The organism is Streptomyces sp. NBC_01235, assembly GCF_035989285.1.
Lineage (GTDB): Bacteria > Actinomycetota > Actinomycetes > Streptomycetales > Streptomycetaceae > Streptomyces.
Window position 1 is genome coordinate 4646492 of the sequence record NZ_CP108513.1, and the last position, 22389, is coordinate 4668880.

General features: G+C 68.2%; 14 protein-coding genes and 3 rRNA genes. 7 read left to right on the top strand and 10 right to left on the bottom strand.

All coding sequences use genetic code 11. The annotated features are described in order from the left end of the window. The first annotated feature begins 218 nt into the window (after positions 1-218). Positions 219-1076, top strand: a complete 858-nt coding sequence (locus OG289_RS20495; protein WP_442818927.1) for a GNAT family N-acetyltransferase — start codon at positions 219-221, stop codon at positions 1074-1076. A gap of 41 nt (positions 1077-1117) precedes the next feature. Here the strand turns inward: OG289_RS20495 and mtnA are convergent, their stop codons facing one another. Next, positions 1118-2263 carry an S-methyl-5-thioribose-1-phosphate isomerase gene (mtnA, locus tag OG289_RS20500; RefSeq protein WP_327315478.1) on the bottom strand — a complete coding sequence of 382 codons (1146 nt, stop codon included), beginning with the start codon at positions 2261-2263 and terminating at the stop codon, positions 1118-1120. A 140-nt stretch (positions 2264-2403) separates the two neighbouring features. Between mtnA and OG289_RS20505 the strand changes: the two genes are divergently transcribed. The 5 genes from OG289_RS20505 to OG289_RS20525 are packed head-to-tail and all read left to right on the top strand — an operon-like array spanning position 2404 to position 8125. Then, entirely contained in the window at positions 2404-3783 is a 1380-nt protein-coding gene (locus tag OG289_RS20505; RefSeq protein WP_327315479.1) for a glycerophosphoryl diester phosphodiesterase membrane domain-containing protein, read from the top strand. A 4-nt stretch (positions 3784-3787) separates the two neighbouring features. Continuing rightward, positions 3788-4633 carry a DUF4129 domain-containing protein gene (locus OG289_RS20510; RefSeq protein ID WP_442818928.1) on the top strand — a complete coding sequence of 282 codons (846 nt, stop codon included), beginning with the start codon at positions 3788-3790 and terminating at the stop codon, positions 4631-4633. Beyond that, positions 4630-5826 carry a DUF4350 domain-containing protein gene (locus tag OG289_RS20515; protein ID WP_327315480.1) on the top strand — a complete coding sequence of 399 codons (1197 nt, stop codon included), beginning with the start codon at positions 4630-4632 and terminating at the stop codon, positions 5824-5826. The genes OG289_RS20510 and OG289_RS20515 overlap by 4 nt, the downstream gene beginning before the upstream one ends. After that, positions 5826-6815, top strand: coding sequence for an AAA family ATPase (locus OG289_RS20520; protein ID WP_327320752.1), 990 nt, complete (start codon positions 5826-5828; stop codon positions 6813-6815). Before OG289_RS20515 ends, OG289_RS20520 begins: the two co-directional genes overlap by 1 nt. Then, positions 6815-8125, top strand: coding sequence for a DUF58 domain-containing protein (locus OG289_RS20525; RefSeq protein ID WP_327315481.1), 1311 nt, complete (start codon positions 6815-6817; stop codon positions 8123-8125). Before OG289_RS20520 ends, OG289_RS20525 begins: the two co-directional genes overlap by 1 nt. A gap of 95 nt (positions 8126-8220) precedes the next feature. On the opposite strand, the gene rrf is transcribed toward OG289_RS20525, so the two are convergent. The 4 genes from rrf to OG289_RS20545 all read right to left on the bottom strand — a co-directional run bounded on the left by rrf (position 8221) and on the right by OG289_RS20545 (position 14971). Then, positions 8221-8337, bottom strand: a 5S ribosomal RNA gene (gene rrf / locus OG289_RS20530). Positions 8338-8430: 93 nt separating this feature from the next. Beyond that, positions 8431-11552, bottom strand: a 23S ribosomal RNA gene (locus tag OG289_RS20535). Positions 11553-11864: 312 nt separating this feature from the next. Further along, positions 11865-13390, bottom strand: a 16S ribosomal RNA gene (locus tag OG289_RS20540). Together the 16S, 23S and 5S rRNA genes form the textbook arrangement of a ribosomal RNA operon. A 573-nt stretch (positions 13391-13963) precedes the next feature. Then, positions 13964-14971, bottom strand: a complete 1008-nt coding sequence (locus tag OG289_RS20545; RefSeq protein ID WP_327315482.1) for a stage II sporulation protein M — start codon at positions 14969-14971, stop codon at positions 13964-13966. Between the two features lie 130 nt (positions 14972-15101). Between OG289_RS20545 and OG289_RS20550 the strand changes: the two genes are divergently transcribed. Further along, positions 15102-16127, top strand: a complete 1026-nt coding sequence (locus OG289_RS20550; protein ID WP_327315483.1) for an RDD family protein — start codon at positions 15102-15104, stop codon at positions 16125-16127. Between the two features lie 12 nt (positions 16128-16139). On the opposite strand, the gene OG289_RS20555 is transcribed toward OG289_RS20550, so the two are convergent. From OG289_RS20555 to OG289_RS20575, 5 genes are all read right to left on the bottom strand, one after another. Further along, the gene (locus OG289_RS20555) at positions 16140-16754 is read right to left on the bottom strand and encodes a hypothetical protein (protein WP_327315484.1); all 615 of its coding nucleotides are present in this window, start codon (positions 16752-16754) and stop codon (positions 16140-16142) included. A 128-nt stretch (positions 16755-16882) separates the two neighbouring features. Next, positions 16883-18340 (bottom strand): adenosylhomocysteinase, encoded by a 1458-nt coding sequence (gene ahcY / locus OG289_RS20560; RefSeq protein ID WP_327315485.1) that lies wholly within the window; start codon positions 18338-18340, stop codon positions 16883-16885. A 309-nt stretch (positions 18341-18649) separates the two neighbouring features. Next, complete coding sequence (locus OG289_RS20565) at positions 18650-19630, bottom strand: cation diffusion facilitator family transporter (protein WP_327315486.1); 981 nt, start codon at positions 19628-19630, stop codon at positions 18650-18652. Between the two features lie 163 nt (positions 19631-19793). After that, complete coding sequence (gene manA, locus OG289_RS20570) at positions 19794-20945, bottom strand: mannose-6-phosphate isomerase, class I (protein WP_327315487.1); 1152 nt, start codon at positions 20943-20945, stop codon at positions 19794-19796. Positions 20946-21073: 128 nt separating this feature from the next. Continuing rightward, positions 21074-22207: an SIS domain-containing protein gene (locus tag OG289_RS20575; RefSeq protein ID WP_327315488.1), complete on the bottom strand. Its 1134-nt coding sequence runs from the start codon at positions 22205-22207 to the stop codon at positions 21074-21076. Positions 22208-22389: the final 182 nt, after the last annotated feature.

Consider the following 22389-nt stretch of genomic DNA (forward strand, 5'->3'; position numbering starts at 1 on the left):
GGGGGCCGTTTCCGTTGATCAGGCTGGGAGCATCCCATTCTCGTAACAGTGACAGAGGCGCTGGTGAGCAGGGTCACTGGCCCGTGACGATAGTCGTACGCGACCGTCACTGTCTGCCCCCGCCCTCCGTAGGCGGTGTCAGCGACCGATACCGGCGCCGATGCCAGTAGCGCTGTCAGCGAAAATCTCGGTGCGCCGCGGCACCCTCCGGTGGTGGGATGCGCCGCATGAGCGACCCGTTGCGCGACCGCATCGAGCAGTACTACGCCACCGTGCCCCTCCTCTTCGCCGACGCCGAGGACTTCGGCCCGCTGCGTCTGTTCGTGCGCAAGGAGCCCGGCGCCCCGTACTACGGCGGCCCGAGCCACGCCCAGCCCACCGCCGAAGGCGCGGCTTGCGTCGGCTCCGACGACATCGCCCGGGTGCGGGCCCGCCAGCGTGAGCTCGGTGTGCCGGAGGCGTTCGAATGGCTGGCCGAGTCGGCACCGACGCTGCGTGCCCGTATCGAGGCCGCCGGGCTCGAGGTGCTGCGCCGTCCGCTGATGGTTCTCCCTCCGCACCACTCGCTCCCTCCGCAGCCCCTGCCGGACGGCGTGACACTGCGCGCCCTGACCGCGGACGACCCCGTACTGCCCGCCGCCCTCGCCCTCCCCCGCCTGGCCTTCGCCGGGAAGAGCACCCCCACGACGGGCGCGTTGGACCGTACGGAGCTGTCGAGGCCGGCCGAAGAGCTGACGGCGGACGGCACGGTGGCCACGATCCGCCCCACGATCCGCGACGGACGCAAGACGCTCGTCGCCGCCCTCGCCCCGGACGGCACCCCACTCGCCACCGGCCACTACCACCCGGCGACCGGCACCACAGAGATCGGCGGCGTCGGCACCCTGCCCTGCGCCCGCCGCCAGGGTCTGGCCGCCGCCGTGACGGCGGCCCTGGTCACCCACGCCCGCGACCGCGGCGTAGACACGATCTTCCTCGCCTACGCGCTGGAGTCCGTCGCCCGCATCTACGCCCGCCTGGGCTTCCGCCCCGCCGGCACGACCTTGCTGATCGCCAACCAACCCGCACGCTCGTAGCACCGACTCCGGATCACGCAGAAGACCGACGGCCGGTCCGGTCAGGGCCGGTCCCCTTCGTGGGCCGCCCTGCCGCACAGCTCGGCAAGGGCATCGGCGGTCACCGGCGATATCACGCCCTCCTCCGTGACGATCGCCGTCACCAACTCCGGCGGTGTCACGTCGAACGCCGGGTTGTACGCCTGGGTTCCCAGGGGTGCCACCGGAATCCCTCCTCCCGCTCCCGTCACCGGCGCCTGGGGCGCCGCGACTTCCGTCACCTCGAAGCCGGGACGCTGCTCCACCTCGATCGACGCCCCGTCCGGCGTTCCCGGATCCACCGTCGTCACCGGCGCCACCACGATGAACGGCACGTGGTGGTAGCGCGCGAGCACCGCGAGCGGATAGCTCCCCACCTTGTTCGCCACCGACCCGTCGGCCGCGATCCGGTCCGCCCCGATCAGCACCGCGTCGACCTCCCCCGCCGCGAAGAGCGAACCCGCCGCGTTGTCCGTCAGCAAGGTGTACGCCATGCCGTTGCGGGCCGCTTCGTACGCCGTGAGGCGGGCACCCTGCAGCAGTGGACGCGTCTCGTCCACCCACAGTCGGCGAAGCCGCCCCGCCCGGTGCGCGGCGAGCGCCACCGCGAACGCCGTCCCCTCCCCGCCCGACACCAGCGCACCGGTGTTGCAGTGCGTGAGGACCCGGTGCCCACCGCCGGACTGCAACTCGTCGAGGAGCGCCAGCCCGTGCCCGGCCATCCGTGCACTGGCCTCCGCGTCCTCCCGGTGCAGCTGCCGCGCGGCCGCCAGCGCCGCCAGCGCGCCCTGCCCCGGATCGCCGCCCCCGGCGAGTGCCGCCTGGTACGCGGACCGGGCCCGGCCCACCCCGACGGACAGGTTCACCGCGGTGGGCCGGGCGCCCGCCAGCGAGTTCGCGGCCTCGTCCACGTCGAAGCCGCGCGCGGCGGCGAGCGCGACGCCGTACGCCCCGGCGATCCCGAGCAGCGGCGCCCCCCGCACGGCCAGCGAGCGGATCGCCTCCACCAGCACGGATGCGTCCGTACACACCAGTTCGACTTCCTCGGCCGGGAGTCTCGTCTGGTCGAGAAGGACCAGTACGGGACCTTCGGGCGGCTCCTCCCAACGGAGCGCCGGTGTCTCGGTCGGCCGCTTGTCCTCACCGGATTGCGCGTACTGATCAGCCATGGGGTCAGTCTGCCCACTATCCGGCGGACCATTGAAGGTGTAGGGCCCGTACCGCGGCCGGGCCCATGGTCAGCACCCCATGGCACGATGGCTCCCAACCTGCCACCGCGAACGCGGACGGGCACCGTGAAGGAGCGACGATGAAAGACACTCCGGGCTGGGCCTCGCCCGGATCCGCCCCGTCCGACGGACAGGAGCCCGGCGCGTCCCACCCGGCCGAGCCCACCGATCGGCCCGTCGGCGCGCAGCCCGCGGACCAGCCGGGCGTGAACGCACAGAGCCCCGGCACGAAGTGGTCCAAGGAACAGCCGCCACCCGGCCAGTGGTCCGCGCCCGCAGGCCCCCAGAACCCCGGCCGGACACCGCCACCCCCACCGCCCCCGCCGCCCGGCCCGGGCTGGAGCACCCGCCCGCCCGCCGGACCGGGCGGTGGACACCCCGGCGGTCCCGCGGGCCCCGGCGGGCACGGTGGCTACGGCGGTTACGGCCCTCCCGGCGGCTGGGGCGCCGGCTGGGGCGGCCCCCCGCCCGCCGCGAAGCCCGGCGTGATTCCGCTGCGCCCGCTCGGCGTGGGCGAGATCCTCGACGGCGCCGTCGCCACCATGCGCACCTACTGGCGCACGGTGCTCGGCATCTCGCTGACCGTCGCGATCGTCACCCAGGTCTTCGTCGTCCTGCTGCAGGGCCTGCTCCTCGACGGCTCCACCGACACCACCGCTCTCGGAGACCCGAGCGCGACCGTCGACGAGCAGTTCGACGCCATGGGCGACGCCATGCGCGCCTCCGGCCCCGTGCTGCTCATCACGCTCCTCGGCACCATCACGGCGACCGCCCTGCTCACGGCCGTCACCAGCCGCGCGGTGCTCGGCAAACCCGTCACTCTCAGGGACGCCTGGCGCGACGCCCGCCCCCAGGTGCCCAGGCTGTTCGGTCTGATCTTCCTGCTGATGCTCATCGCCGCCGGCGTCGTCCTCGCGTGCCTGCTGCCCGGAATCCTCGTGAGCGCCGCCGGAAGCTCCGACGCGGGTGCCGCGCTCAAGGCCTTCGGCATCCTCGGCTCGATCGTCCTCGTGCTGTGGCTGCTGATCCGCCTCTCCCTCGCCTCGCCCGCTCTGATGCTGGAGAAGCAGGGCATCAAGAAGTCGCTCGGCCGTTCCGCGAAGCTCACCCGCGGCTCCTGGTGGCGCGTCTTCGGCATCCAGCTGCTCGCCCTGATCATCGCGAACATCGTCGCGATGATCGTCGTCGTGCCCTTCGCCCTCCTCGGCGCCGCCCTGAGCGACGGCGGTGTCGGCGGCATGGTCGAGGCGGGCAGCGGCTTCGGCTGGACCTACTTGATCGTCAGCGGCATCGGCTCGGTCATCGGCTCCATGATCACCTTCCCGATCGCGGCGGGCGTCATCGTGCTGCTGTACATCGACCAGCGCATCCGCCGCGAGGCCCTCGACCTCGACCTGGCTCGCGCCGCAGGCCTCCAGGGCTACGGCTCTCCCGCTCCCGGCACCACCCCGGGGAGCTGATGCGGTGAGCCTGGCGGGGGGAGTTCTCACAGCGGTACCGCTCCCGGGCAGCCTGCCCGCCCGGACGCTGCCCAGCATCACCCACACGCCCCTTGCGGCCTTCTCCCGCGCCGCCGACCGGGCCGTGGAAGCCCTGCTGCGGGCGAGCGGCGACGGCACCGTGCTGTCACTGGCCCGCTCGGGCGACGAACCGCCGGTGACCATCCCCCGTGATCCCGCGCGGGAGGCGGCCCACCGCGAGCTGTCCAAGGACCTGTACCACCAGAACGACTCCGGCCTGTTCCAACGCGCCCTGGACACCTTGTGGGACTGGATCGGCGACCTCTTCGACACCGCCTCGACCGCCACCCCCGGCGGCACACTCGGCCTCCTGGTCGTCGTCCTCGCCGTCGTAGCCGTCGTGGGCGCCCTGTGGTGGCGCCTGGGCACCCCGCGCCGCCAACCCTCCTCCACCACCGCCCTGTTCGACGACCGCCCCCGTAACGCCGCCGAACACCGCGCGGCCGCCGAGGCGCACGCCGCCCAGGGCCACTGGAACCAGGCCGTCCAGGAACGGATGCGCGCCATCGTCCGCTCCCTGGAGGAACGTGCCCTCCTCGACGCCCGCCCCGGCCGCACGGCCGACGAGGCCGCCGCCGAGGCCGGCCGCACCCTGCCCGCCCACACCGACCGACTGCGCACCGCCGCCCGCGACTTCGACGACGTGACATACGGCGGTCGCAGGGCGACCGAGCAGTCGTACGGGCGCATGGCCGAACTCGACCTCGACCTGGAACGCACCAAGCCCCAACTGACGGCGAGCAGCACCCACACCGCGGCCCACCCCGCCCGCCAGGGAGCCGCCGAATGACGACCGAGGCCACGCTCCCCTCCACCTCGGCCTCGCCCACCGCCCTGCGGCTGTGGACCCGCGCGCGAGGACTCGTTCTTGCCCTCGTGCTGCTCCTGGTGGGGGCCGTCACGCTCGCCGCGCTCCAGTCCGACGCCCGCCACGGCGCCCTCGACCCGCGCTCCGCCGACCCCTACGGCAGCCGCGCTGTCGCCGAACTCCTCGCCGCCCGCGGCGTGTCCACCCGCGTGGCCGCCACCCTGGCCGAGGCCCGCGCCGCGGCAGGCCCCGACACCACCCTCCTGGTCGCCAACCCCGACCTCCTGACGGAGCGCCAACAAAGGGAACTGCACTCGGCGATCGCCGGCTCCGGCGGCCGCACCGTCCTCGTCGCCCCAGGCAGCTGGTCCGTGGGAACCCTCGCCCCCGACGTGACCGCGGATCCAGCCAACAGCCGCGGCTCCACGCTCTCCCCCGACTGCGCACTGCCCGCGGCCCGCAGCGCCGGCACCGCGGAAACCGGCGGCATCCGCTACACCACCCATCACCTCGGCGCCGACGAGTGCTACCCCAGCGAGCGCCTGGCCACCCTGCTGCGCATCCCGGACGCCAACGGCCGCGGCGACACCGTGGTGCTCGGCGCGCCCGACATCCTCTACAACAACCGCCTCGACAAGCAGGGCAACGCCTCGCTCGCCCTCCAACTCCTCGGCTCCCGCACCCATCTGGTCTGGTACCTCCCCTCGCTCTCCGACACCTCCGCCGCCGACCCGGACGACGAAAAGGGCTTCCTCGACCTGCTCCCCTCCGGCTGGGTCTGGGGCACGCTTCAGCTCTTCATCGCCGCAGCACTCGCCGCCCTGTGGCGGGCACGCCGACTCGGCCCTCTCGTGCCCGAAAAGCTCCCGGTGGCGATCCGTGCCTCCGAAACCGTCGAAGGCCGCGCCCGCCTCTACCGCAAAGCCAATGCCCGCGACCGCGCGGCCGCCGCTCTTCGCTCCACCGCCCGCACCCGCCTCGCCCCTCTCCTAGGCGTCCCCGTCACCCAGGCGCACGCGCCCGAGGCACTCGTCCCCGCCCTGTCCGCCCACCTCCACGGCGACGGACAGTCCCTGCACTCCCTTCTCTTCGGCCCACCACCCGGCGACGACGCGGCTCTGATCGCCCTCGCCGACCAACTCGACGCCCTCGAAAGAGAGGTACGCCGTCCATGATGGACCCGACCACTGACAACGCCAGGAACACAGGGGATCCAGGCCGGGCCCGAGCCTCCCTGGAAGCCCTGCGCGCCGAGATCGCCAAGGCCGTGGTCGGCCAGGACCCCGCCGTGACCGGCCTCGTCGTCGCCCTCCTCTGCCGCGGACACGTTCTCCTTGAAGGAGTCCCCGGGGTGGCCAAAACGTTGCTCGTCCGCGCCCTCGCCTCCGCACTCGAACTCGACACCAAGCGCGTCCAGTTCACCCCCGACCTCATGCCGAGCGACATCACCGGCTCCCTCGTCTACGACACGCGCACCGCCGAGTTCTCCTTCCAGCCCGGCCCGGTCTTCACCAACCTCCTCCTCGCCGACGAGATCAACCGCACCCCGCCGAAGACCCAGTCGTCCCTCCTCGAGGCCATGGAGGAACGCCAGGTCACCGTCGACGGCACCCCACGTCCCCTCCCCGACCCGTTCCTGGTCGCGGCAACCCAGAACCCGGTCGAGTACGAGGGCACCTACCCCCTGCCCGAAGCCCAACTGGACCGTTTCCTCCTCAAACTGACGATCCCTCTCCCCTCCCGCCAAGAGGAGATCGACGTCCTCACACGCCACGCCGATGGCTTCAACCCGCGCGACCTGCACGCCGCCGGCGTACGCTCCGTCGCAGGCCCGGCCGACCTCGAAGCCGCCCGCGCGGCCGTCGCCAAAACAACGATCTCCCCCGAGATCACGGCCTACGTCGTCGACATCTGCCGCACCACCCGCGAATCCCCGTCCCTCACCCTGGGTGTCTCCCCGCGAGGCGCGACCGCCCTCCTGGCCACGGCGCGCGCATGGGCATGGCTCACCGGCCGCGACTACGTCATCCCCGACGACGTCAAAGCCCTCGCCCTCCCCACCCTGCGCCACCGCGTACAGCTGCGCCCGGAGGCCGAGATGGAAGGCGTCACCGCCGACTCCGTCATCAACGCGATCCTCACCCACGTCCCCGTCCCCCGCTGATGGCACTCACCGGACGCACCGCACTCCTCGCGGCCCTCGGTTCCCTCCCCGTCGGCTTCTGGGACCCCAGCTGGGCGGGCATCCTCGCGGTCAATGCCCCCCTGGCCGTGGCCTGCGCCTGCGACTTCGCCCTGGCAGCCCCCGTACGCCGACTGGGCCTGACCCGTTCCGGCGACACCACCGCCCGCCTGGGCGACCCGGCGGACATCACCCTCACGATCACCAACCCGTCCCGACGCCCCTTGCGCGCTCAGCTTCGCGACGCCTGGCCCCCCAGCAGCTGGCTACCGGGCACGGAGACAGAGGCCTCCCGCCACCGCCTCACGGTCCCGCCCGGGGAGCGCCGCCGCATCACCACCCGCCTACGCCCCACCCGCCGCGGCGACCACCACACCGACCGCGTCACGATCCGCTCCTACGGCCCCCTCGGCCTCTTCTCCCGCCAAGGCGCCCACAAAGTCCCCTGGGCCGTACGCGTCCTCCCCCCGTTCACCAGCCGCAAGCACCTCCCGTCGAAACTGGCCCGCCTGCGCGAACTCGACGGCCGCACCAGCGTCCTGACCCGCGGCGAGGGCACAGAATTCGACAGCCTGCGCGAATATGTTCCTGGCGACGACACCCGCTCCATCGACTGGCGCGCCACAGCCCGCCACTCCACGGTCGCGGTCCGCACCTGGCGTCCCGAACGGGACCGGCACATCCTCCTGGTCCTCGACACCGGCCGCACCTCAGCAGGACGCGTCGACGACGCTCCGCGCCTGGACGCCTCCATGGACGCGGCCCTCCTCCTCGCCGCACTGGCATCCCGCGCCGGCGACCGAGTCGACCTCCTTGCCTACGACCGCCGAGTACGCGCCCTGGTCCAGGGCCGGACGGCACGCGACGTCCTTCCGTCAGTGGTCAACGCCATGGCCACACTCGAGCCCGAACTGGTCGAAACGAACGCCCGCGGCCTCGCAGCCGCAGCGCTCCGCGCGGCTCCCCGCCGCTCCCTCATCGTCCTGATGACCACACTCGACGCCGCCCCCGTCGAGGAAGGCCTCCTCCCCGTCCTCCCTCAGCTCACCCAACGCCACACGGTCCTGGTGGCCTCGGTCGCCGATCCGCACATCGCCCGCATGGCCACCTCCCGCGGCGATACCGATGCTGTCTACGAAGCCGCTGCCGCCGCCCAGACGCAGACCGAACGCCACCGCACAGCGGAGCAACTCCGCCGGCATGGCGTCACCGTCGTCGACGCGACACCGAACGAGCTCGCCCCCGCACTGGCAGACGCCTATCTGGCACTAAAAGCAGCGGGACGCCTATAACGCGAAAAGGGCTCTCCCGAAGGAGAGCCCGTCAAAACGACCTTGAACGCAGAAAACCCCCGCACCATACGGTGCGGGGGTTTCCCGGAATGATTGTTCGGCGGTGTCCTACTCTCCCACAGGGTCCCCCCTGCAGTACCATCGGCGCTGTAAGGCTTAGCTTCCGGGTTCGGAATGTAACCGGGCGTTTCCCTCACGCTATGACCACCGAAACACTATGAAACTGTTTCAGCCGCACCACACCCGTGACCATGGGCATGGGGCCGTTCGTGGTTTCAGAACCAACACAGTGGACGCGAGCAACTGAGGACAAGCCCTCGGCCTATTAGTACCAGTCAGCTTCACCCATTACTGGGCTTCCACATCCGGCCTATCAACCCAGTCGTCTACTGGGAGCCTTACCCCATCAAGTGGGTGGGAATACTCATCTCGAAGCAGGCTTCCCGCTTAGATGCTTTCAGCGGTTATCCCTCCCGAACGTAGCCAACCAGCCATGCCCTTGGCAGAACAACTGGCACACCAGAGGTTCGTCCGTCCCGGTCCTCTCGTACTAGGGACAGCCCTTCTCAATATTCCTGCGCGCGCAGCGGATAGGGACCGAACTGTCTCACGACGTTCTAAACCCAGCTCGCGTACCGCTTTAATGGGCGAACAGCCCAACCCTTGGGACCGACTCCAGCCCCAGGATGCGACGAGCCGACATCGAGGTGCCAAACCATCCCGTCGATATGGACTCTTGGGGAAGATCAGCCTGTTATCCCCGGGGTACCTTTTATCCGTTGAGCGACGGCGCTTCCACAAGCCACCGCCGGATCACTAGTCCCGACTTTCGTCCCTGCTCGACCCGTCGGTCTCACAGTCAAGCTCCCTTGTGCACTTACACTCAACACCTGATTGCCAACCAGGCTGAGGGAACCTTTGGGCGCCTCCGTTACTCTTTAGGAGGCAACCGCCCCAGTTAAACTACCCATCAGACACTGTCCCTGATCCGGATCACGGACCCAGGTTAGACATCCAGCACGACCAGAGTGGTATTTCAACGACGACTCCACCTGAACTGGCGTCCAAGCTTCACAGTCTCCCACCTATCCTACACAAGCCGAACCGAACACCAATATCAAACTGTAGTAAAGGTCCCGGGGTCTTTCCGTCCTGCTGCGCGAAACGAGCATCTTTACTCGTAGTGCAATTTCACCGGGCCTATGGTTGAGACAGTCGAGAAGTCGTTACGCCATTCGTGCAGGTCGGAACTTACCCGACAAGGAATTTCGCTACCTTAGGATGGTTATAGTTACCACCGCCGTTTACTGGCGCTTAAGTTCTCAGCTTCGCCACCCCGAAGAGTGACTAACCGGTCCCCTTAACGTTCCAGCACCGGGCAGGCGTCAGTCCGTATACATCGCCTTACGGCTTCGCACGGACCTGTGTTTTTAGTAAACAGTCGCTTCTCGCTGGTCTCTGCGGCCACCCCCAGCTCGAGGAGCAAGTCCTCTCACCAGTGATGGCCCCCCTTCTCCCGAAGTTACGGGGGCATTTTGCCGAGTTCCTTAACCATAGTTCACCCGAACGCCTCGGTATTCTCTACCTGACCACCTGAGTCGGTTTAGGGTACGGGCCGCCATGAAACTCGCTAGAGGCTTTTCTCGACAGCATAGGATCATCCACTTCGCCACAATCGGCTCGGCATCAGGTCTCAGCCCCATGTGCGACGGATTTGCCTATCGCACGGCCTACACCCTTACCCCGGGACAACCACCGCCCGGGATGGACTACCTTCCTGCGTCACCCCATCACTCACCTACTACAAGTCTGGTCCGTCGGCTCCACCACTTTCCATTCCCCGAAGGGTCCGGAACGGCTTCACGGACTTAGCATCGCCTGATTCAATGTTTGACGCTTCACAGCGGGTACCGGAATATCAACCGGTTATCCATCGACTACGCCTGTCGGCCTCGCCTTAGGTCCCGACTTACCCTGGGCAGATCAGCTTGACCCAGGAACCCTTAGTCAATCGGCGCACACGTTTCTCACGTGTGAATCGCTACTCATGCCTGCATTCTCACTCGTGAACCGTCCACAACTCGCTTACGCGGCTGCTTCACCCGGCACACGACGCTCCCCTACCCATCCATACAGGCGTTGGCCCTATTGTATGAATGACACGACTTCGGCGGTACGCTTGAGCCCCGCTACATTGTCGGCGCGGAATCACTAGACCAGTGAGCTATTACGCACTCTTTCAAGGGTGGCTGCTTCTAAGCCAACCTCCTGGTTGTCTGTGCGACTCCACATCCTTTCCCACTTAGCGTACGCTTAGGGGCCTTAGTCGATGCTCTGGGCTGTTTCCCTCTCGACCATGGAGCTTATCCCCCACAGTCTCACTGCCGCGCTCTCACTTACCGGCATTCGGAGTTTGGCTAAGGTCAGTAACCCGGTAGGGCCCATCGCCTATCCAGTGCTCTACCTCCGGCAAGAAACACACGACGCTGCACCTAAATGCATTTCGGGGAGAACCAGCTATCACGGAGTTTGATTGGCCTTTCACCCCTAACCACAGGTCATCCCCCAGGTTTTCAACCCTGGTGGGTTCGGTCCTCCACGAAGTCTTACCTCCGCTTCAACCTGCCCATGGCTAGATCACTCCGCTTCGGGTCTTGAGCGTGCTACTGAAACGCCCTGTTCGGACTCGCTTTCGCTACGGCTACCCCACCCGGGTTAACCTCGCAACACACCGCAAACTCGCAGGCTCATTCTTCAAAAGGCACGCAGTCACGAGACACCAAGCAAGCTTGATGTCCGACGCTCCCACGGCTTGTAGGCACACGGTTTCAGGTACTATTTCACTCCGCTCCCGCGGTACTTTTCACCATTCCCTCACGGTACTATCCGCTATCGGTCACCAGGGAATATTTAGGCTTAGCGGGTGGTCCCGCCAGATTCACACGGGATTTCTCGGGCCCCGTGCTACTTGGGTGTCTCTCAAACGAGCCGCTGATGTTTCGACTACGGGGGTCTTACCCTCTACGCCGGACCTTTCGCATGTCCTTCGCCTACATCAACGGTTTCTGACTCGTCTCACGGCCGGCAGACCGTAAAAGAGAGATCCCACAACCCCGTACACGCAACCCCTGCCGGGTCTCACACGTATACGGTTTGGCCTCATCCGGTTTCGCTCGCCACTACTCCCGGAATCACGGTTGTTTTCTCTTCCTGCGGGTACTGAGATGTTTCACTTCCCCGCGTTCCCTCCACATACCCTATGTGTTCAGGTATGGGTGACAGCCCATGACGACTGCCGGGTTTCCCCATTCGGAAACCCCCGGATCAAAGCCTGGTTGACGACTCCCCGGGGACTATCGTGGCCTCCCACGTCCTTCATCGGTTCCTGGTGCCAAGGCATCCACCGTGCGCCCTTAAAAACTTGGCCACAGATGCTCGCGTCCACTGTGCAGTTCTCAAACAACGACCAGCCACCCATCACCCCCAACCAAAGCTGGAGTTCACTGGGGCCGGCATCCGAAGGACGAGCAACGCTCGCACCCTCAGACACCCAACAGCGTGCCCGACCCGGTCCCGCCCGGAGATCATGCTTTCCACGCCCCGAAGAGCAGTACTCGCAGCCTCCGACCCGTGAACCGGACCGAATAATCAACGTTCCACCCATGAGCAACCAGCATCGGACGTACGCCGATGTACTGGCCCCTGGACAACCTTGCGGCTGCCTAGAAGTGCTCCTTAGAAAGGAGGTGATCCAGCCGCACCTTCCGGTACGGCTACCTTGTTACGACTTCGTCCCAATCGCCAGTCCCACCTTCGACAGCTCCCTCCCACAAGGGGTTGGGCCACCGGCTTCGGGTGTTACCGACTTTCGTGACGTGACGGGCGGTGTGTACAAGGCCCGGGAACGTATTCACCGCAGCAATGCTGATCTGCGATTACTAGCAACTCCGACTTCATGGGGTCGAGTTGCAGACCCCAATCCGAACTGAGACCGGCTTTTTGAGATTCGCTCCACCTCACGGTTTCGCAGCTCTTTGTACCGGCCATTGTAGCACGTGTGCAGCCCAAGACATAAGGGGCATGATGACTTGACGTCGTCCCCACCTTCCTCCGAGTTGACCCCGGCAGTCTCCTGTGAGTCCCCATCACCCCGAAGGGCATGCTGGCAACACAGAACAAGGGTTGCGCTCGTTGCGGGACTTAACCCAACATCTCACGACACGAGCTGACGACAGCCATGCACCACCTGTACACCGACCACAAGGGGGCGACCATCTCTGGCCGTTTCCGGTGTATGTCAAGCCTTGGTAAGGTTCTTCGCGTTGCGTCGAATTAAGCCACATGCTCCGCTGCTTGTGCGGGCCCCCGTCAATTCCTTTGAGTTTTAGCCTTGCGGCCGTACTCCCCAGGCGGGGAACTTAATGCGTTAGCTGCGGCACCGACGACGTGGAATGTCGCCAACACCTAGTTCCCACCGTTTACGGCGTGGACTACCAGGGTATCTAATCCTGTTCGCTCCCCACGCTTTCGCTCCTCAGCGTCAGTAATGGCCCAGAGATCCGCCTTCGCCACCGGTGTTCCTCCTGATATCTGCGCATTTCACCGCTACACCAGGAATTCCGATCTCCCCTACCACACTCTAGTCTGCCCGTATCGAATGCAGACCCGGGGTTAAGCCCCGGGCTTTCACATCCGACGTGACAGACCGCCTACGAGCTCTTTACGCCCAATAATTCCGGACAACGCTTGCGCCCTACGTATTACCGCGGCTGCTGGCACGTAGTTAGCCGGCGCTTCTTCTGCAGGTACCGTCACTTTCGCTTCTTCCCTGCTGAAAGAGGTTTACAACCCGAAGGCCGTCATCCCTCACGCGGCGTCGCTGCATCAGGCTTTCGCCCATTGTGCAATATTCCCCACTGCTGCCTCCCGTAGGAGTCTGGGCCGTGTCTCAGTCCCAGTGTGGCCGGTCGCCCTCTCAGGCCGGCTACCCGTCGTCGCCTTGGTGAGCCATTACCTCACCAACAAGCTGATAGGCCGCGGGCTCATCCTTCACCGCCGGAGCTTTCAACCCCCACCCATGCGAGTGGAAGTGATATCCGGTATTAGACCCCGTTTCCAGGGCTTGTCCCAGAGTGAAGGGCAGATTGCCCACGTGTTACTCACCCGTTCGCCACTAATCCCCACCGAAGTGGTTCATCGTTCGACTTGCATGTGTTAAGCACGCCGCCAGCGTTCGTCCTGAGCCAGGATCAAACTCTCCGTGAATGTTTTCCCGTAATCGGGATCGCACACACGAGAGCGGAACAGCCAGGCGGAATAAGCCCGGCCGTTCACAGCGTCCTCGCTGTGTTTTTTTCAAAGGAACCTCATCCTCGGCTATCACTGCCGGGGACGGGGTATCAACATATCTGGCGTTGATTTTTGGCACGCTGTTGAGTTCTCAAGGAACGGACGCTTCCTTTGTACTCACCCGAGAGACTCTCTCAGGCTTTCCTCCGGGCGCTTCCCTTCGGTCTTGCGTTTCCGACTCTATCAGATCTTTTCTCGATCCGATTTCCTCGGCGCTTTCCAGGTTCCCGCTTTTGTTTCGCGGTTTCCTTTCCGGCGGTTCCGACTTTATCAGAAGTTTCGGGCCGGTCTGACCGGCCATTCATTTTCCGACTTATCGGGGAGCCCCTGTCGAATCACAGATTCAAGAGGCTGACAGATACTAACTGCTGCCGACCGGACCATGTCCAGTTCCAGGCAACTGTTCGAATCTACCTCCCCGCGCGCTCCGTGTCAACGGCTTTTGCGGGGCGAAGAGGAGAGTAGCAGTTCAGCGGGGTCGTCTGCACATCAGGCGGCCGTAGGCACCGTGGCGCTGCGCTCGGCCGCCTCGACGTCACCCGTTTCTCCGGTGCGGGCAGCCCTGCCGCCGAGGACATAGACGTACGTGAGGAAGCCCAGTTCGGCTGCGATGCCGATGGTGATGCGGGCCCACGTGGGCAGGCCCGACGGGGTGACGAAGCCTTCGATGGCTCCGGAGACGAAGAGGACCAGGGCGAGGCCGATCGCCATGCCGACCGCGGCTCGGCCTTCCTCGGCGAGGGCGGTTCGACGAGTGCGGGGACCCGGGTCGATGACGGTCCAGCCCAGGCGGAGTCCGGTGCCGGCTGCCACGAAGACCGCGGTCAGTTCGAGCAGGCCGTGCGGGAGGACGAGGCCGAGGAAGGTGTCGAGTCGGCCGGCCGAGGACATCAGGCCGGCTCCGATGCCGAGGTTGAGCATGTTCTGGAACAGGATCCAGAGGACCGGTAGGCCGAGGAAGACACCGAGGACCAGGCACATCGCGGCGGCTTGGGCGTTGTTCGTCCAGACCTGGGCGGCGAACGCCGCGGCCTGGTGGCTCGAGTAGTACGTCTCGTACAGGCCGCCGGGTCGGGTGAGCTGCCGGAGTTCGTCCGGGGCGGCTATGGAGGACTGGACTTCCGGGTGGGTGCCGATCCACCAGCCCAGGAGGGCCGCGATGGCGGTGGAGAAGAGCGCGGTGGGTACCCACCAGTGGCGCGACCTGTAGACCGCGGCGGGGAAGCCCTGCGTGAGGAAGCGGGTGACGTCGCGCCAAGAGGCGCGTCGGGTGCCTGTCACGGCGCTACGCGCGCGTGCCACCAGCTGGGTGAGCCGACCGGTGAGCTGGGGGTCGGGGGCGCTGGACTGGATCAGGGAAAGGTGGGTGGCGGTGCGCTGATAGAGGGTGACGAGTTCGTCGGTCTCGGAGCCGGTGAGGCTGCGCTGGCGGCGCAGGAGGGCGTCGAGGCGGTCCCATTCGGCTCGGTGGGCGGAGACGAAGACGTCGAGGTCCATCGGTGTGCCTGCTCCTCGGCTGTTCGTCGGCGGCCGGTGGTGGATGTCAGCTTGTCGTACTGCGGCGCGATGAGCTGTCAGCTTGGCAGACTGGCCGCTCTCGGGGCAGGCCAGGGAAAGGACGACGAACGTGAGTGAGCTGGTGCCGGGTGAGGCGGTGGCGCTGGAGCTGCGGCCTGCCAGGCTGCCCAGCCGGGCGTTGGCCACGTTGCTGGACCTGGTCGTGGCCTTCGTGGCCTACATCGTCGTGAGCATCGCTCTGGTGGCGGCGACCGCGTCCTTGGACGAGGCGGCACAGATCGCGCTGTCGATCGCCACGTTCCTGCTGGTGCTGGTGGGTGGGCCGATCGCGGTGGAGACGCTCAGCCACGGGCGGTCGCTCGGGAAGATGGCGTGCGGGTTGCGGGTGGTGCGGGACGACGGTGGGCCGATCCGGTTCCGGCACGCGCTGGTGCGGGGCGCGCTGGGTGTGGTCGAGATTCTGCTGACGATCGGGGTGGTGGCCTGTATCGCCTCGCTCGTGTCGGCTCGGGGGCGACGGCTCGGGGATGTCTTCGCCGGGACACTGGTGGTGCGTGAGCGGGTGCCGGTGGCGCGCTCCGGTTTCGTGCCGCCGCCTCCGCCTTGGCTGGCGGGTCGGTTCCAGGGGCTGGATCTTTCGGCGGTGCCGGACGGACTGTGGTTGGCGGTCCGGCAGTACCTGGGGCGTATGAGCCAGCTGGATCCGCAGGTCGGCTGGGCGATGGCGGAGCGGCTGGCCGGTGATCTCGCGACGCGTACGGGGGCTCCGGTGCCGCAGGGAGTGCCGCCGGCCGCGTATCTGGCGGCGGTGGTGCAGGAACGGCAGGTCCGGGAGGCGCGGCGGGCCTTCGGGAGCCGACCGGTTGCGGGGCGGTCTGTGGCTGATGGTGAGGGCAGCGCTGTGGGGGGCGCGCCAGGAACCTACGGTCCGCCGACGCCGTACAACCCGCCGACGCCGTACGGTGCGCCCTCTCCGTACGGTCCCCCGACGCCGTACGGGCCTGTCGCCGCGCAGTCGGCTGCTGTGGCCGACGGGGGGCCGTCGTCGTCCGGGGTGCGGCCCGTGGTGCCTGTGGAGGAGTCGCCTGCTGATCGGTCCGAGGGGCCGGGCACGGGGTTCGTGCCGCCGGCGTAGGACGGCCGGGGGTCAGTCGAAGGTCGACGGGGGTGTTTCGAGGTCGTCGAGCTCGATGCCGGGGGCTGAGAGGACGACGTCGCCGGCGATGTGCACGGTGTGCTGTTCGCCGGTGTCCAGGGCTGTGACCTGGTATTCGTCCACGGTCAGGGGGCCGTTGTCAGTGGTGTGTGCTTCTCTTTTCAGCAAGGCCCAGGACTGGTCCACGGTGCGCGGGGCGAGGACCGGTTCGGTGAAGGCGACGAGGCGTACCCGGGTTGCCGAGGAGGAGGGGGTGAGGCGTAGGAGTCGGGTGGTGGCGATGAGGAATGCGGGGGATGTGCCGGTGAAGGCGTGGGCGGGCACGTTGCCTTCTGTGGCGTGGGTGCCGGTGGGGTCGGTGCGGACCCAGGTGACGCCGTCCAGCGCTGCGCCGCGTACCTGCCAGCTGCTCGCGTGGAGTTCGAGGCGGAGGGGGCGGCCGAGGGCGTCGAGGGTGAGGTCGACGGAGCCGGTGTGGTCGCCGGTGGGGGTGGTCACTTGGGAGACGTAGCGCCAGCCGGAGGGGCCGGGGGCGCAGTGGAAGTGCTCGTGTGCGAAGGGGGTGTGATCGTGCGGATCGTGGAGCGAATATCGGCCGCGGGGCATCGGGGTCCTGGGGTGTGACGGGCTGGTCGGGCGCCGCGGCGGTCTGGCCGGGGGACTGAAGGGGCAGGCCCCCGACACGGGGGTGCGGGGGCCTGCCTCTGAGGTACTACGGGCTAGGGGCTACGGGATCAGTAGCGGTAGTGGTCCGACTTGTAGGGGCCCTCGACCTCGACGCCGATGTAGGCGGCCTGCTCGGGGCGGAGCGTGGTCAGCTTCACGCCGAGCGCGTCCAAGTGGAGGCGCGCGACCTTCTCGTCGAGGTGCTTGGGCAGCGTGTAGACGCCCACGGGGTACTCGTCGGGCTTGGTGAACAGCTCGATCTGGGCCAGGGTCTGGTCCGCGAAGGAGTTGGACATCACGAACGACGGGTGGCCGGTGGCGTTGCCCAGGTTCAGCAGGCGGCCCTCGGACAGGACGATGAGCACCTTGCCGTCGGCGAAGGTCCAGGTGTGGACCTGCGGCTTGACCTCGTCCTTGACGATGCCGGGGATCTTGGCGAGGCCGGCCATGTCGATCTCGTTGTCGAAGTGGCCGATGTTGCCGACGATGGCCTGGTGCTTCATCTTGGCCATGTCCGAGGCCATGATGATGTCCTTGTTGCCGGTCGTGGTGACGAAGATGTCGGCCTTGTCGATGACCTCGTCGAGAGTCGTGACCTGGTAACCGTCCATCGCGGCCTGGAGGGCGCAGATGGGGTCGATCTCGGTGACGATGACGCGGGCGCCCTGGCCGCGCAGGGACTCCGCGCAGCCCTTGCCGACGTCGCCGTAGCCGCAGACGACGGCGGTCTTGCCGCCGATGAGGACGTCGGTGGCGCGGTTGATGCCGTCGATCAGGGAGTGGCGGCAGCCGTACTTGTTGTCGAACTTCGACTTGGTGACGGCGTCGTTGACGTTGATCGCCGGGAACTGGAGGACGCCGTCGCGCTGCATCTCGTACAGGCGGTGGACGCCGGTGGTCGTCTCCTCGGTGACGCCGCGGATCTCCGAGGCGAGCTGGGTCCACTTCTGGGAGCCGTCGGTGATGGTGCGGTTGAGGAGTTCGAGGACGACGCGGTGCTCGTCGTTCTCTGCGGTGTCGACCGAGGGGACCTTGCCGGCCTTCTCGTACTCGACGCCCTTGTGGACGAGGAGGGTGGCGTCACCACCGTCGTCGAGGATCATGTTGGGGCCGCCGGTGGGGCTGTCCGGCCAGGTCAGGGCCTGCTCGGTGCACCACCAGTACTCCTCCAGGGTCTCGCCCTTCCAGGCGAAGACCGGGACGCCCTGGGGGTTGTCGGGCGTGCCGTTCGGGCCGACGGCGATGGCGGCGGCCGCGTGGTCCTGGGTGGAGAAGATGTTGCAGGAGGCCCAGCGGACCTGGGCGCCGAGGGCGACCAGGGTCTCGATGAGGACTGCGGTCTGCACGGTCATGTGCAGGGAGCCGGTGACGCGGGCGCCGGCGAGGGGCTGGGCTTCGGCGTATTCCTTGCGGATCGCCATGAGGCCCGGCATCTCGTGCTCGGCGAGGGTGATCTCCTTGCGGCCGAAGGCGGCCAGGGAGAGGTCGGCGACCTTGAAGTCCTGTCGGTTGTCGACAGTCGTCATGGGGTGCTGCTCCTCGGGGGTCGGTTCGAGAGAGTGGGTACGGCTGGTCTGCGCGGCGGCGGACACAGCGGCCCGAAGGGGACCCAGGCATGCCCGCAGTACGCGCAGCGCAGTCCGTCGGAGGCCCTCTCTCCCTCGGTCGGTCCGCAGTGGGACCGCCCGACCGCCATCAGCAGCGACGTCTGGCTCCGTTCCAAGCTACACCGGAGGGGCGGGCGGCCCCAGTCCGCCTCCGATCAGATCGCGCCGTTCGTGGAAGCCGGGCGCGGCAGCCGAGCGGGGATCGCGAGGGGAGGAGCGGCGTGAGGGTCAGTGCTCGGCCGGATGCTGGGTGGGGCCGCCAGGGGTGGCTTCGGGGTTGGGGCCCTTGGCGGCCTCGGCCTCGCTGTAGATGTCGGGCTCGAGGTAGATGACGCGGGCGATGGGGACGGCCGCGCGGATGCGGGCCTCGGCGGCGTTGATCGCGGTGGCGACCTCGGCGGCGGTGTCGTCGTGCTGGACGGCGATCTTGGCGGCGACGAGGAGTTCCTCGGGGCCGAGGTGGAGGGTGCGCATGTGGATGATGCCGGTGACGGTGTCGCCGTCCACGGTGGCGGCCTCGATCTTCTGGACCTCTTCCAGGCCTGCGGACTCGCCGAGGAGCAGGGACTTGGTCTCGGCGGCCAGGACGAGGGCGATGAGGACGAGGAGGACACCGATGCAGACGGTGCCGATGCCGTCCCAGATGCCGTCGCCGGTGAGGAGGGCGAGGCCGACGCCGCCGAGGGCGAGGACCAGGCCGATCAGCGCGCCGAAGTCCTCGAGGAGGACGACGGGCAGCTCGGGTGCCTTGGCGCGGCGGATGAACTGCGACCAGGAGTGGTTGCCCCGCAGCTCGTTGGACTCCTTGATGGCCGTGCGGAAGGAGAAGCCCTCGGCGATGATCGCGAAGACGAGGACGCCGACGGGCCAGTACCAGTGCTCGATGTCGTGCGGGTGCTTGATCTTCTCGTAGCCCTCGTAGATGGCGAACATGCCGCCGACCGAGAAGAGGACGATGGAGACGAGGAAGGCATAGATGTAGCGCTCGCGGCCGTAGCCGAAGGGGTGTTGCGGGGTGGCTTCGCGCTGGGCCTTCTTGCCGCCGATGAGGAGCAGGGCCTGGTTGCCGGAGTCGGCGAGCGAGTGCACGCCTTCGGCGAGCATCGACGACGAGCCGCTGAACGCGAACGCCACGAACTTCGATGCCGCGATCGCGAGGTTGGCGCCGAGTGCCGCCACGATCGCCCTGGTGCCGCCTGACGCGCTCATGTGTTCGCGTTGTCCCTTCGCCTTCGTGCGTACGCCGTGCAGGGCGGGGCCCGTGGTGGGCTTTGCCCGTCCTTTGCCGGTGGGCCATTGTTGCAGCCCCGTCCGGCGAGGGCGCGCCGGGCTGTGCGGTGAGCTGTTCGGTGGGTTGTGTGGTGGGTGGGTGTCAGGCGACGACCGTGGCCCGGAAGACCGTGCCGGTTCCGGACACTTCGGCATTTTCGCCCGCGGGGACGAAGACGGAGTGGCCGGGGGTCAGTTCGTGTTCGCCCGCCTGTACGGAGCCGGCGGTGCAGAGCAGGATCTGCGGGGTCGGGAGGGTGAGGTCGCGGACGGGGGCGCCGGTGGGCAGGACATGGCGCGAGAGCCGGAACTCGTCGATGGGGGTGTCGTAGACCTCTTCGCCGTCCGGGGCGGCCTCGGGGCGCAGGACGCCCGGGTCGCCGGGTTCGAAGCGGACGATGCGCAGGAGTTCGGGGACGTCGACGTGCTTGGGGGTGAGGCCGCAGCGCAGGACGTTGTCCGAGTTGGCCATGATCTCGACGCCGAGGCCGCTGAGGTAGGCGTGCGGGATGCCGGCGCCGAGGAACAGGGCTTCGCCGGGCTGGAGTCGGACATGGTTCAGCAGCATGGCGGCGATGACACCGGGGTCGCCGGGGTAGTGGTGGGCGATGCCGGCGTAGGGGGTGTATTCGCCGCCGAGGCGGTCGCAGGCGGCCGCGGCCTGGGCGACGGTGTGGGCCATTTCCTCGGGGTCGGCGGTGAGGATCGCGGTGAGGACCTCGCGCAGGGCGGCCTCTTCCGGGTGCGCGTGCAGGAGGTCGACGTACGGCTTGAGGGAGTCGACGCCGAGGCCGTCGAGGAGGTCGGCGGTGTGTGCCGGGGCGCGGAAGCCGCAGAGGCCGTCGAACTCGGTGAGGGCGCAGATGAGTTCGGGCTTGTGGTTGGCGTCCTTGTAGTTGCGGTGCGGGGCGTCGACGGGGATGCCGCGGCGCTCTTCGTCCTCGTATCCCTCCTTGGCCTGTTCCAGGTCGGGGTGGACCTGGAGGGAGAGGGGGGCGCCGGCGGCGAGGATCTTGAGGAGGAAGGGGAGGCGGGGGCCGAACTTGGTGACCGTGCGCTCGCCGAGTTCGCGTTGCGGGTCGGCCTCGATCACCTCGACGAGGTTGCCCCGGCCGGTGCGCGAGGGTGCGCCCGGGTGGGCGCCCATCCACATCTCGGCCTGCGGTTCGCCGGTGGGCGTGGTGCCGAGCAGATGCGGGATCGCGGTGGGGGAACCCCAGGCGTAGGGGCGGATGGTGTTGTCGAGGCGGTCCATGCGGTTCTCTCTGCCTGCCCGTCTTCGGTCTTCGGTCTTCGTTTTCCGTCTTCGGTCTTCTGCGGGTTTGGCCGGCGGCCAACAGTCGTCTGTCGTCTGTCGTCTGTCTGTGAATGGTCGGGTCTGGGTCAGGCTCCCGAGGCGAGCGCCAGGTAGACGGCGGCGAAATCCGTGGTGGCGATCAGTTCGGCGAGGGTGACGAGTTCGTCGCCTGCCTCCGGTTCGAGTTCGCTGATCGGCGTGTCGTGGCTGAGGGCCAGCTCGCGGGCGGCCGGGGCTGCGGTGAAGCCGCCGATGGGGCGGTCGCGCAGCAGCACCACGCGCGCGTGCAGGGCCGGGGCCTCTTCGACGCGGTCGCGGAAGAAGTCGTCCGGGTCGGCGCTGGCGGCGAGGGGGCCGGCGAGGAGGGCGCTGTGTTCGGCCAGGGCCTCGGGGAGTTCGGCCACGAGGGCGGGGCGGCCGGCGAGTTCGGCGAGGGCGGCGGCGAAGCGGCGGCCTGCGGGGCCGGCCGAGGTGCCTTCGGTCCAGATCACCGGGAGGGTGTCGGCGAGTTCGGCGGCCAGGGTCTTCGCCGGATTGTTGTAGGTCGCGATGGCGGGGCCGCAGCGTTCGGCGATCTGGTCGAGGCGGTCGGCGACCTTCTCGATCTCCTCGGGCGGGGCGGAGAGCAGGGCGATCCGGTCGAGGATCGCGAGGAGGGGGGTGAGGAGCGCCCACAGGACGCCGGGGGCGGAGGCGGCGACGGGGGGCTGCTCGTCCTGTTCGTACGGGGCGGTGGCCAGCGGGACGAAGAGGCCGTGCGCGGCGGTCAGCGCCTCGGTGAGGGGGGTGCGGGCCGGGGCCACGGCGACGACGGTGCAGCCTCGGCGGTAGGCCTGCTCGGCGAGGAGGGAGAGGCCGGGTTCGCTGCCGTCCGGGGTGGCGATGAGGAGGAGGTCCACGGAGCCGGCCCAGCCGGGGAGTTCCCAGCGCAGGGCGCCTGCGGCGGGGGCGACGCCGGTGGGTGTCAGGTGGATGACGGGGCAGGCGGCGCCGGCGAGGGTTCCGAGGAGGTCGGCGGCGCAGGTGGCGGCGGCGCCGGGGCCTGCGATGAGGATCGCGCGGGGGCGGCCGTCCGGTTTGAGGTCGTGGACGCCGGCCTCGGCCGCGTGCCGGGCGGCGGTGCGGACGCGGGCGCCGGCTTCGGCCGCGCCGCGCAGGAGGGCTCGGCGGTCGGCCTCGGCGAGGGCCTCCGGCGTGTCCAGCAGAGAGTCGTCGAGCATGGCGGCAGTCTCCGATCGCCTGGGGCGTCTTCGGGTTGCGGGGCCGGGGGCGAGATGCGGCGGGGAGGTGGGGTGAGCTTTGGCGGGGTGGGCCTGCGGTGTGTTGTGGCGGGCCTTTCCCGGTTCCTTCCCCGCGGTGCGTGCCTCGCCCGTGTGGGGGTGGTTCTCGGCGTCGGGTGCGG